This is a genomic window from Streptococcus infantis (genome assembly GCF_047460405.1).
Taxonomy (GTDB): Bacteria; Bacillota; Bacilli; order Lactobacillales; family Streptococcaceae; genus Streptococcus; species Streptococcus infantis_Q.
This window is the reverse complement of sequence record NZ_JASHGH010000013.1, coordinates 20,258-32,023: the sequence shown is the minus strand read 5'-3', so window position 1 is coordinate 32,023 and position 11,766 is coordinate 20,258. Positions and strand designations below refer to the sequence as shown.

Below are 11,766 nucleotides of genomic sequence, written 5' to 3'. Positions count from 1 at the left end.
CAGTCTAACAAATGATATGAAAAAACCATTGGACCTCAATTCTTTTCGAGTTTTTCCAATGGTTTTTCTTGTTTTATAATAGTCCGATAAAAAGTAGTAAAGCTGATAAAGCAATGAAAGCTAGGGTTGCAAGACCCCGTTGAGCTGGGCTGTAAATCTTTCGTTCGCCTAGAACTGGGAAGACGATAGCTAGTAATGCACCACCGACAGCTCCCCCGACATGTCCAGCAAGGCTGATGCCAGGCATTAAAATACTTCCTACTAGGTTGATGACCAAGAGGGAGAGATAGGATTGACCAAGCTGTTGAAGATAGGGGTTGCGTGAGGCATAACGAAGAACGACAATAGAAGCGAACATACCGTAGAGGGCAGTTGAAGCACCTGCAGTAATGGCATTGGGACTAAAAACTAGGACAAAGAGATTTCCCATCATACCTGATAGAAGGTAGATAAAGAAAAAATGTTTAGAGCCAAAGATTTGTTCCATCTGACGTCCTAAGAAGTAGAGGGATAGCATATTGACTAAAAAATGCTCCAAGCCAATATGGACAAAGGTTGCCGAGAATAAGCGCCAGACTTGTTCAGGCATGGCCTTGATTGCTGGGGGATAAACAGCTCCGAATTTATACAAGGTGGCTGCACTTGTGTAGTTAAAACCACTGGTTAAAAACATGAGTATAAAAACCAGGCTTGTCACGAGTAGAAAGAAGCTCGTGACAGGATACCGACGATCAAAAATTTCTTTCATAGATGAGTACCTCCTCAACAGGAATATCATGTGAATCAGGCTGGAAGTCTTGAATCTGACAAGGATAAAGTGTACTGATGGTGTGGCCTAGGAAATGCTCCAAGTAGCGGTCGTAGTAGCCACCACCGTAGCCAATCCTATACCTTGAAGGATTGAAAGCCAAACCAGGAACATGAATCAGGTCAATCTGAGAGGGTTCAAGGATTGTGAAGTCTCCTTGAGGTTCAAGAAGTCCAAAAGAATTTCTTTCGAGTTTCTCTGGTTCATAGAGCACAAAGTCCATTTTCCCTTGTGGATAAGTTTTGGGAATGAGGATGGTTTTCCCATCTTTTTGAGCTTGTTCGATCAGTCTAGCTGTCTGAAATTCATGAGGAAAAGACAGGTAAGTAGCGATGGTTTTTGCTTCCTTATAAAAAGGATGTTGAAAGAACTGATCTGTGAGCCAATCATTTATGCTCTGCTTTTCTTCTTTGGATAGAGATTTGAGTTCTTGCAAGACCTGCTTGCGTAAGTTTTTTTTCATAGTTTACTCCGCAGCTTTCTTGGCTAAAAAGCTTGATACAGCCTCGATACCGACAGCCAGAGCTTCTTCCTTAGGACTCATCTTTGGATGGTGAAGAGCATAGGGACTATCAATTCCAAGCCAGAACATGACTCCAGGAACCTTTGATAGAAGATAACCAAAGTCCTCCCCTGTCATGGCGGGTTCGATATCGATTAATTCAATTCCCTCTTTTTCATCAAAGAAGGTCATCAATTGCCGGGCTAATTCAGGGTTGTTTTCGACTGGTAAATAACCTCCCTGTTTGAGTTCAACTTCCACATCCATATCAAAAGCAGCTGCGACCCCTTCAGCGATAGCTTTGACACGTTTTTGCACCAAGAGGCTCATGCTGTGTGTAAGAGCTCGAATGGTTCCATGCAAGAAAGCTGTATCAGCGAGGACATTATTGGTTGTTCCGGCTTGAAAGACACCGAAAGTGACGACAGCTCCCTCAATAGGATCGACATTACGGCTAACGACTGACTGAACTTGAGTGACAAAATAGCTAGCTGCAACCAGAGCGTCGTTTGCTTGATGTGGAAAGGCAGCGTGACCACCTTTACCCTTGAAACGAATCTTGACTTCGCAAGTTCCTGCAAACAAAGTGCCTGTATTGGTAGCAATCTGTCCAACTTTTAAGTCTGGTCGAACGTGAAGAGCGTAAAATTGGTCAGGCAACCAGTCGCCAAAAGCATCATCTTCATACATGAGCATGCCACCTGCTTCATTTTCCTCGGCAGGTTGGAAGAGAAAGAGGAGATTGTTTTTAGGTTGGTTTTCTAGAGCACGTTCGAGACTTCCTAGGGCAATGGTCATGTGAAAATCATGTCCACAAGCATGCATACGTTCTGGGTGCTGAGAGGCAAAGGCAAGGCCTGTTTGTTCAACGATTGGGAGTCCGTCGATGTCTGTCCGCCAACCAATGGTACGTTCTGGGTGACTTCCCTGCAAGTAAACTAAAATACCTGTTCGCCAAGTACGAATCTGAACAAAATCCTTGTCAGCTGTTAATTTCTCAATGACATTGAGTAAATAAGCGTGAGTCTTGAATTCTTCTAAACCAATCTCAGGAATTTGGTGAAGATCGCGTCGAGTTTGAATCAAATCTAACATAGTTAATTTCCTTCTATTGATACGAGAAAGAGGCTGGAAATGTTTCAGCCTCTGTTACTAATTACAAGGTGCGAAGCGCATCTTCTAGCGCTGTTTTTTGTTGGGTTTGGCTATCGATTTCTTTGATAACACGAGCTGGAACACCAGCTACCACAACATTTTCTGGAACATCTTGAGTAACGATGGCACCTGCAGCAACAACAGAACCGCTACCGATTTGAACACCTTCGATGACCACAGCGTTAGCACCAATGAGTACATTATCACCGACACGGACAGGCTCCGCACTAGCTGGTTCGATGACACCTGCAAGAACAGCGCCGGCACCTACGTGACTATTTTTACCGACAATAGCACGTCCACCCAGAATAGCTCCCATATCAATCATAGTACCAGCACCGATTTCAGCACCGATATTGATAACAGCCCCCATCATGATAACAGCGTTGTCGCCAATCTCAACCTGGTCACGGATGATAGCGCCTGGCTCGATACGAGCATTGATAGCACGTTTATCAAGGAGAGGTACAGCGGAGTTGCGAGCGTCTTGTTCAACAACATAGTCCTTGTTTTCTGTTAGTCCTTCAAGAAGTGGAGCGATATCTTTCCAGTCTCCAAAAAGAACATTCCCAAGCTTAGTAACAGAAGTAGGGATAGCTCCAGCAAGTTGTCCTTCAAAGGTCACTTTTACGCTTGTCTTTTTCTCAGCATTTGCGATAAATTGGATAATTTCTTGTGCATTCATTTTTGTAGCAGTCATAGGTGTCTCCTCACTCTTTGTAATGCTTACTATTCTACCAAAAAAGGCTTCAATTTTGAAGCCTTAAGTGTTAAAAGAAGATTCTTTCATTTTGTTTTTTGATTCTTCAATGGATAGAAAGATCATTGGGATGATAATCAAAATCATAGCCAGTAGCAGATACCCATCCAAGACTAAACCTAGAAAGAGAACGCTTAGAATAGCAGATGATAAAGGTTCGCTTGCACTGACCACTGACACCACCAAGGGAGAAACGAGCGAGACAGCCTTCATCGATAGGAAGAAAGCAAAGGCTGTTCCCAAAAAGGCAATGGTTAAACAAATACAGATACTGATGGCATCAACCTGGAAGCTAATCTTATAAACAGGGTAGAGAAAATTACTAAAAATCCCAGCGATAATCATTCCCCAGCCAACAGTAGGCACAAAACCGTATTTTTTAGCAAAGCGTTGGGGTAAGATGACATTGAACATGACACCTAGTGCACTGAGAAGGCCCGTAAGTAAAGCCAGTGGTGTAATAGATAATTTGGATAGATCTCCTTTGGTAGCCATCAAAAAGACCCCAACCATAGCGACCAAGACATAAAAAATAGCACTTTTAGAAGCTTTTTTCTTGTAGATGATGCGATTATATAGAAGTATAAAGACAGGACTGATAAATTGGAGGATGGTGGCAGTGGTAGCGTTGGAGTACTCCACACAGAGATAAAAGAAAAATTGTACGGAGAAGATCCCTAAGATAGCATAGGCCAGAAAAGGCAGGTAATTGTTTCGATTTTTCCAGATCTCGAAGAGCTGGGACCGGAGTTTTATACTAGATAAGACGATTACGAAACTACCAGCGACGAGTAGACGCATAGAAGTAATCCACCCTGAAGATACTTGATAATGTGAAAAAAAGTACTCTCCTAAAATTCCGCAGATCCCCCAGATCAGGCCAGATAGGAGAGAATAAATGGTTCCCTTAAAAATATTCTTTTGATATTTATTCATGTTGCTATTGTACCATGAAATGAAAAAAGAAAAAAGAGAGTGGAGAAAAATCATTTATTTCAGAAATTTTCTTTCCCACTCTCAATGATTGTGCTGTTTAGTTAGCGCCGTTGATTGCTGCTTCTGTTCCCGTTACTATTAGAAGTATTATTACGATTATTATTGTTATTACTGTTACTGCTATTGCTATTGTTTGATGAGGAAGAGGATGCTTTAGGCAGACTTCCTAAAATGGTGTTCCAAGCATTTTGGTAGTCTGCATCGCTTCCACCAATAGCGAATCTATAAGTAGTAGTCGGAGCACCAGCTTGGTTAGCCCAGTAACTTGTCACCATTTCACCAGTCACATTAATTTCTTTACCGTTGATGGTAACCTTACCTGGTTTTTGACCAGTTGATTTGAGGACTTGAGATGAAGTGACACTTGAATCAAGGTTGAATCGTTCTGTCCCCCAAACAGAAGGGGCTGCTTGTTGAATGGCATTTACCAGATGAGCCATATATTTTGCATTGCGGTAGTGTCCTGCACCTTTACCGAGTGGTCGGTTATCATCGTGACCAAGCCAACCACCAAGGGTTAATCTTGGAGTTGAAAGCATGAGCCACATATCGCCATCTTCATTGGTCGTACCAGTTTTACCAATCCAGTCAGCACCCGCCAAACTTGGGTTGATAGCGGCAAGATCGCTCTGGAAGCTTGAAGTCACTTGGGAAGAAATAACATCTCTTAGTAAGCTCTGCATAATGGTTGCAGTTGCTTTAGAGTAGACTTGTACAGGTTCGTCTTTGTGCTCATAGATAACCTCGCCGCTGGTCTTCTCGATTTTTGAAATCATGTATTTCTTATGGTAAACACCATTGTTAGCCAAGGTTTGGTAGCCATTTGTATGTTGGGCTACAGTGACATCGATTCCTCCCCCCATAGGAAGACTTTCAATGCCATATTCTGGAATCTCGTAGCCCATTTTTTCCATGTAGGAACGAACATCGACTCCCTTTTCACGGAGCGTACGATAGGTCCAGTAAGCAGGAATGTTCCATGAATAATTGAGAGCTTCTTTCAGACTCATCATGGCAGTACCAGAACTATTGACATACATGATCGGATTTCCGTTAGAGAAGTTAGTTGGATAGTTAGATAGGACACTTGCGCTTCCCATCAAGCCTTGGTCAATGGCAATACTGTAGGCTAGGATTGGTTTAGTAGTTGAAGCAGGGGAACGTTTAGTATTAAAGGCGTGGTTGTTTTGGTTGCTTTGGTAATCACGACCGCCGACAAATCCTAAGATAGCACCGGTTTGGTTATCCATCAGGACATTTCCGACTTCAGGTTGACCAGTATTATCGTCGACTAGATAGCCATAGTTTGCGACTGCATCTTGCATGGCCGTGTGAATAGCCTTATCAATAGTAGTTGTAATACTATAGCCGCCGTTTTGAATTTCTTTTTTGGCTAATTCACGATAAGATTTCTGGATAGATTCGTTCTTTAGTTCTGGTGCAGAGACGTTATCTTTTTTGATTAGATAATCATACATGAGGTTCGTCGCTTCATCGAGGGCAGAGAAGTAGAGGAAACCTTTAGCAGTTACGTTGACATTTTCTGCTGGCAAGAAGTCTTTCTTAATATCGTACGCTTTATAGGTTTCGTAATCTTCTTGGCTAAGGACTCCAGTTCTGTACATATTGTAGAGAACATCTTTTGAGCGCTTGATTCCAAGTTCAATATCTTCTTCGCTCTTCATCTCACCAGTAGACTCATAAGGTGAGTAGGAAATAGGGCTTTGTGGTAAACCTGCTAGGAAAGCTGCTTGAGGAATGGTTAGTTTGCTAGCATCCACTCCGAAAATCCCAGTTGCAGCCTGCTGAGCACCTGCGATATTTTGCCCCTTGTTGTTGCGACCAAAAGGTGCAACATTTAGATAGGTAGTCAGGATTTCATCCTTATTCATAGCACGTTCTAGGGCTAGAGCATCTACGATTTCACTAGCTTTACGAGCAAGCGTAGGAGCATCACCAACTACTTGTTGTTTGATGAGCTGTTGTGTTAGGGTAGAACCACCACTCGAAGAACCAAGGCCGATAAAGTTTCCTAGACTGGCACGAATGACAGCTTTAGGAACGACACCATTGTGCTCTGCAAAGTGTTCGTCCTCGGTTGCAACGATAGCTTGCTTGAGATTCTCTGAGATGGCATCGGATGCGACAGATGTTCGCAAAAGATCGCTCTCGATAGCCCCAATCATGGAACCATCTGCATAGCGAATCTCAGAAATAGATGAAATATTGTTGACCTGTTTAACCAAATCCTCCGTTTGAGGGACACTAACTTGATCAAAGAGAGACACAGCATACCCCAAAACAACCCCAGTCCCGAGGAGGCCGCCAATAAAAGCTAGGATGAAAAGTGTGTTAAAAGTTGCTTTTATTCCAAGTAAAATCTTGGCCCAAATAGTCCAAATGGTTAGTTTTGTTTTGACTTTCTTATTTTTATCTAGATTTTTTTTGGAAGTTGTTAATTTTAGAGACCGAAGTAAGGCCAGTCCTTTTTGTTTGATTCTTGTTACATGTTTGTTCATAGAATTCCTCGCTCTTTATTATTATACCATAAAAGCATCTCTTGCAAGAAATTAGGCTTAGAATGGGGGTTAGATAGGGATTGGTTCTTGGGATTTAGACATCAAAAAAGCCAGATTTAAACTAAATCTGACTGTTTGGTAAATTGTTTATTTGTCTCCTGAAAGTTCTTTTCCAAGATCAATCAAGTAGTCCTTCAAGTGGTCTTTGACTTGTGGATGTTTGAGAGCGTATTCGATGGAAGTCTTCATAAATCCAAACTTATCTCCAACATCGTAACGTGAGCCTTTAAACTCGCGAGCAAATACTCGTTGGGTTTTGTTGAGGGTATCGATAGCATCTGTTAGCTGGATTTCATTTCCTGCTCCTGGTGTTTGATTTTCAAGAATACCGAAAATCTCAGGTGTGAGAAGGTAACGACCGATAATAGCTAAATCACTTGGTGCATCTTCAGGTGCTGGCTTTTCAACGAAGGTTTCAACACTGTAAAGGCCGTCATTTCCTTCTCCCTGAGGAGCGATAACACCGTATGAAGAAACTTCTTCGTGTGGGACAGGCATGACAGCGATAGTAGAAGCATGAGTCTTCTCATAATCATTCATGAGTTGCTTGGTCAATGGCACAGCTTTGTCATCAGTGATATCCATGAGATCATCTCCAAGCATGACCACAAAGGGTTCGTTCCCGACGAAAGCTTTGGCTTGTAAAACGGCATCTCCGAGTCCACGTGGGTGTGTTTGACGGATGAAGTGAAGACGCATACCAGTTGTTTCATCAACTAGTTTCAAAAGGTCGGTTTTTCCTTTTTCCTTGAGGTTGTATTCTAGTTCAAAGTTTGAGTCAAAATGGTCTTCGATAGAGCGTTTTGACTTCCCAGTTACCACAAGAATGTCCTCAATTCCAGACTTGAGAGCTTCTTCAACGATAAATTGAATGGTTGGTTTATCTACGATTGGTAGCATTTCCTTAGCCAAGGCTTTGGTAGCAGGAAGGAAGCGAGTTCCAAGTCCTGCAGCAGGGATAACGGCTTTTCTAACTTTTTGCATCATGAGATTCCTTTCTAACTGTGGTTTAAGACCACTCGTTCTCTGCCTTGAACTCATTGCTCATGAGTTCAGAAACGGCATCCTTAATATTAACATTTTCATAAATAACTTGGTAAATGGCTTGGGTAATAGGCATATAAACTCCTAGTTCTTGTGCTAACTCGTAGGCTGCTTTGGTCGTTGAAATTCCTTCAATCACCATTCCCATATTAGCTTCAATATCTGCCAAGGCTTCGCCACGCCCAAGAGCATCTCCAGCACGCCAGTTACGTGAGTGGATAGAAGTTCCGGTAACGATTAAATCCCCAACTCCAGAAAGACCACTGTAAGTTAATGGATTTGCTCCAAGTTTAACCCCCAGACGAGTAATTTCTGCCAGACCGCGCGTGATAATAGCAGCTTTTGCATTATCCCCAAATCCAAGTCCATGAAGGGCACCAGCTCCCACTGCGATGATGTTTTTAAGCGCGCCAGCTGTTTCTACTCCGATGACATCTGTATTGGTATAAAGACGGAAGTAGTGGTTGCTAAAGAGTTCTTGAACATACTGGGCTGTCTCTAAATCCTTAGATGCGGCGGTAATCAAGGTAATGTCGCGTACAATTGTTTCTTCCGCATGGCTAGGACCAGATACGACGACGATCTCGCTTCTAAGGTCTTCAGGGATTTCTTCTTCAAGAATGGTTGAAAGACGTTTGTGGCTATTGGGTTCGAGGCCTTTTGAAGCATGCATGACAACCACTTTATGATCCAAAACAGCAGCCACTTGTTGAGCTACCAATCTGGTCACCTTGGTTGGTACCACAAACAAGACAGCATCAACCCCCTTCAAGGTTTCTGCCAAATCATGATAGGCAACAATCTTTTCGTCTAATACAGTATCCTTAAAATAGCGTTTGTTGGTATGTTGTGTATTGATTTCGTCAATTTGGTCAGGAATATTTCCCCAGATACGTACTTCATGTCCATTGTCATTTAAAACTTGTGACAAGGCAGTACCCCAAGAACCAGGCCCTAAAATAGCGATGGTTTGTTTGTTCATTTTTTCCTCCTTCTGAGAAAGCACTTTCCTATATTCTACCATAAAAAGCCCCATCTTGCATCTATATAACTAGCTAAGATATGTCCTATTGATAGGAATCTGTATTTATCGAAGGTGATGATTCGAGAAAATCAAAAGTAGAGATATAAAAAAACAGCCAGGGGGAATTGGCTGTTTTAGTAGGAAAAAACTAGAGCGTAATGCTGTTATTTTTAGAAATTTTCATAAATAGTAACAAGGAAGTAACTGTTAAGATAGTGAGAATAGTAGATAGGGCTGCTGCCACACCATAATTCCCACGAAGTACTTCAGTGTAGATAGCTACGGTCATTGTTCTAGTTTTAACGTTATATAAGAGAATGGAAGTAGATAGTTCCGAAATCATTGTTACCCATGAAAGGATTGCCCCTGAGATAATCCCTGAAAGCATCATTGGAGTTGTGATTTTAGTAAAGGTATTGAGACGGCTACTTCCCAAACTTTCTGCTGCCTCTTCGATACTAGGAGCAATTTGTTGCAAACTAGCAACTGAAGAACGAATGGTATAAGGAAGTCTTCTGACAGATAAGGACATAATCAAGATGAAGGCTGTTCCAGTAATCATCAGGAAACCACTTCCGAAGAGGCCTGTATTGAATGAAGAGATAAAGGCAATACCGAGTACAGTTCCTGGTACGATATAAGGTACCATACTAAGACTATCGATTAAGTTGGTAAATAGGTTGCGTTTGCGAACTGCAAGGTAGGAGATGAAGGTCGCAAAGACAACAACGAGAACCAAGGCAAGGAGAGGGATACGAATGGTATTAAAAATAGCAGATCCCATACGGCTAAAGGCAGTCTTATAGCTATTTAGTGAATATCCTTTGACGAAAACCATACCAGATGTTTTCAGGAAGGATGTATAAATCAAGTAAACTTGAGGCAAAACAGAGAATAAGATAATGCCATAAACTGTCACATAAATAGCAGCCATCTTTCCTTTTGTCGTTTTCTTAGGTTCAATTGGATGAAGCGAGTTCATACTGAAACTGTAGCGATTTGAAACGTACTTTTGGATGAGGAAGATAACTAGGGCGATTGTAATCGCCATAATTGCTAAGGCTGATGCAAAGGCAGAGTTGCCTCCTACCTCACTGATAAACTGTGTATAGATCAAGACTGGGAAGGTACGATATCCCTCACCAATCAACATCGGAGTACCAAAGTCCGAGAAGGCTCTCATAAAGACGAGGAGTGCAGCTGCTAGTAAAGTTGGAACCAAGAGAGGTAAAACGACTGTTACAATTCGTTTTAGACCGAAAGTTCCCATGCTTTCAGCAGCTTCCAAGAGGGAGTTGTCGATACTCTTCATAGTCCCAGCTACGTAAAGAAAGACGAGAGGGAAGAGTTGAAGTGTAAAGACAAGCACAATACCTTTGAAACCGTAGATGTCAAGACCTGGCAAGTGCAGTGTGTTGGTTAGAAACTTTGTGATTACTCCGTTTCTACCAAGAAGTAGAATCCAAGAATAGGCACCTACAAAGGGAGCTGACATGGATGCAATGATGATTAAAATCTGTAAAAACTTCTTTCCCTTGAAGTCATACATTGAAAAAAGATAAGCTAGCAAGGTACCAACAAGGACAGAAGTGATCGTTGCAGTTACAGAAACCTTGAAACTGTTGATAAGGGTTTCAGAGTAGTACGATTTGCTAAAGAAAGTAACAAAATTTTCTAATGAGAAATGACCTTCATGTACCAGTGCTTGTTTTAATACCGTAACAATTGGATAGACCAGAAAAACAAGATAAGTAAGGAAGATGAAGAAGGAAGACGCCGTCCAGATATTTAGTTTTTTACGCTCCATGGCTGACTCCTTTTATGAGATTGCGCGAACCATCTTCAGAGAAGACATTGAGTTTCTGAGTATTGATACGCAAACGAACGCGATCTCCTTTTTTCAAATCTTCTTCAAATGTAGATTCTTCACTTACCTGAAGTTTTGAAGCAAATCCTGTCTCAATGAAGTATTCGGTATTAAGTCCAAGATAGACACTGTCAGTAATTGTTCCATCGATTGGTCCGTTTTCGTCACGGATAAATTCTTCGGGACGAATGCTGACATGAATAGCTTGTTCTTCCACCTGGTCTAGTGCTGGCATACGAAGAGAATAACCATCTTCAAAGACGATGTAAGCTCCGTCAGCTTGCTTTTCCAAACTAGCAGGGATTATATTTGTTCTACCAATAAATGTTGCGACAAATTCATTTGCTGGTTTGTGGTAAAGCTCTTTGGGACGACCAATTTGTTGAATAACACCGTCTTTCATAACAGCAATTTGGTCAGAAATAGCCATAGCTTCTTCTTGGTCGTGGGTTACGTAGACAGTGGTAATTCCAACTTCGTGTTGAATTTCTCGAATAGCCTGACGCATATCCAAGCGAAGTTTGGCATCTAGGTTACTGAGGGGTTCGTCCATGAGGAGAACACTAGGATTAACAGCCAAGGCACGTGCTAGGGCAACCCGTTGTTGCTGACCACCACTAAGTTTATCTGGTTTACGATCAGCATACTGGGCAATCTGCATCAACTCAAGGTATTTATTTGTTTGTTCGATGAGTTCATCTTTTGGAACTTTCTTTTGCTTGAGCCCGAATGCAACGTTATCACGCACCGTCAAATGTGGGAAAATTGCATAGTTTTGGAAAACCATCCCAATGTTTCGCTTGCTAGGTTCCATGTTGTTGATTTTAGTATCGTCGAAGTAGAATTCTCCTCCTTCAATGCTATTGAAACCTGCAATCATACGAAGTAAGGTTGTTTTCCCACATCCTGAAGGCCCAAGGAGAGTGAAAAGGCTCCCCTTAGGAATGGTAACGTTTAGATTTTCGATAACAGCTACATCGTGGTAAATTTTCTTGGCATTGATAATCTTGATCTCACTCATAGTTAACCTC

At 41.9% G+C, this 11,766-nt stretch carries 10 protein-coding genes; all 10 read right to left on the bottom strand.

All coding sequences use genetic code 11. The annotated features are described in order from the left end of the window. Window positions 1-73: 73 nt before the first annotated feature. Window positions 74-748, bottom strand: coding sequence for a rhomboid family intramembrane serine protease (locus tag QM928_RS06815; protein WP_414294849.1), 675 nt, complete (start codon window positions 746-748; stop codon window positions 74-76). After that, on the bottom strand, window positions 732-1,271 hold the full coding sequence (locus QM928_RS06810; protein WP_414294848.1) for a 5-formyltetrahydrofolate cyclo-ligase: 540 nt from the start codon (window positions 1,269-1,271) through the stop codon (window positions 732-734). Before QM928_RS06810 ends, QM928_RS06815 begins: the two co-directional genes overlap by 17 nt. Before the next feature lie 3 nt (window positions 1,272-1,274). After that, window positions 1,275-2,405, bottom strand: coding sequence for an N-acetyldiaminopimelate deacetylase (locus QM928_RS06805; protein WP_414294847.1), 1,131 nt, complete (start codon window positions 2,403-2,405; stop codon window positions 1,275-1,277). Window positions 2,406-2,466: 61 nt separating this feature from the next. Next, window positions 2,467-3,165 (bottom strand): 2,3,4,5-tetrahydropyridine-2,6-dicarboxylate N-acetyltransferase, encoded by a 699-nt coding sequence (gene dapD / locus QM928_RS06800; RefSeq protein ID WP_414294846.1) that lies wholly within the window; start codon window positions 3,163-3,165, stop codon window positions 2,467-2,469. Between the two features lie 63 nt (window positions 3,166-3,228). Then, window positions 3,229-4,161 carry a DMT family transporter gene (locus QM928_RS06795; RefSeq protein WP_414294845.1) on the bottom strand — a complete coding sequence of 311 codons (933 nt, stop codon included), beginning with the start codon at window positions 4,159-4,161 and terminating at the stop codon, window positions 3,229-3,231. A 101-nt stretch (window positions 4,162-4,262) separates the two neighbouring features. Further along, entirely contained in the window at window positions 4,263-6,740 is a 2,478-nt protein-coding gene (pbp1b, locus tag QM928_RS06790; protein WP_414294844.1) for a penicillin-binding protein PBP1B, read from the bottom strand. Between the two features lie 147 nt (window positions 6,741-6,887). Further along, window positions 6,888-7,784 (bottom strand): UTP--glucose-1-phosphate uridylyltransferase GalU, encoded by an 897-nt coding sequence (galU, locus tag QM928_RS06785; RefSeq protein WP_414294843.1) that lies wholly within the window; start codon window positions 7,782-7,784, stop codon window positions 6,888-6,890. A gap of 25 nt (window positions 7,785-7,809) precedes the next feature. Beyond that, complete coding sequence (locus tag QM928_RS06780) at window positions 7,810-8,826, bottom strand: NAD(P)H-dependent glycerol-3-phosphate dehydrogenase (RefSeq protein WP_414276549.1); 1,017 nt, start codon at window positions 8,824-8,826, stop codon at window positions 7,810-7,812. A 190-nt stretch (window positions 8,827-9,016) separates the two neighbouring features. Next, window positions 9,017-10,675 carry an ABC transporter permease gene (locus tag QM928_RS06775; protein WP_414276548.1) on the bottom strand — a complete coding sequence of 553 codons (1,659 nt, stop codon included), beginning with the start codon at window positions 10,673-10,675 and terminating at the stop codon, window positions 9,017-9,019. After that, window positions 10,665-11,756 carry an ABC transporter ATP-binding protein gene (locus tag QM928_RS06770; protein ID WP_414276547.1) on the bottom strand — a complete coding sequence of 364 codons (1,092 nt, stop codon included), beginning with the start codon at window positions 11,754-11,756 and terminating at the stop codon, window positions 10,665-10,667. The genes QM928_RS06775 and QM928_RS06770 overlap by 11 nt, the downstream gene beginning before the upstream one ends. Window positions 11,757-11,766 lie beyond the last annotated feature (10 nt).

Coding starts and splice junctions, on each gene's coding strand:
- pbp1b (WP_414294844.1), bottom strand. CDS start 6,740: ATGAACAAACATGTAACAAGAATCAAACAAAAAGGACTGGCCTTACTT.
- galU (WP_414294843.1), bottom strand. CDS start 7,784: ATGCAAAAAGTTAGAAAAGCCGTTATCCCTGCTGCAGGACTTGGAACT.
- QM928_RS06815 (WP_414294849.1), bottom strand. CDS start 748: ATGAAAGAAATTTTTGATCGTCGGTATCCTGTCACGAGCTTCTTTCTA.
- QM928_RS06775 (WP_414276548.1), bottom strand. CDS start 10,675: ATGGAGCGTAAAAAACTAAATATCTGGACGGCGTCTTCCTTCTTCATC.
- QM928_RS06810 (WP_414294848.1), bottom strand. CDS start 1,271: ATGAAAAAAAACTTACGCAAGCAGGTCTTGCAAGAACTCAAATCTCTA.
- dapD (WP_414294846.1), bottom strand. CDS start 3,165: ATGACTGCTACAAAAATGAATGCACAAGAAATTATCCAATTTATCGCA.
- QM928_RS06780 (WP_414276549.1), bottom strand. CDS start 8,826: ATGAACAAACAAACCATCGCTATTTTAGGGCCTGGTTCTTGGGGTACT.
- QM928_RS06795 (WP_414294845.1), bottom strand. CDS start 4,161: ATGAATAAATATCAAAAGAATATTTTTAAGGGAACCATTTATTCTCTC.
- QM928_RS06770 (WP_414276547.1), bottom strand. CDS start 11,756: ATGAGTGAGATCAAGATTATCAATGCCAAGAAAATTTACCACGATGTA.
- QM928_RS06805 (WP_414294847.1), bottom strand. CDS start 2,405: ATGTTAGATTTGATTCAAACTCGACGCGATCTTCACCAAATTCCTGAG.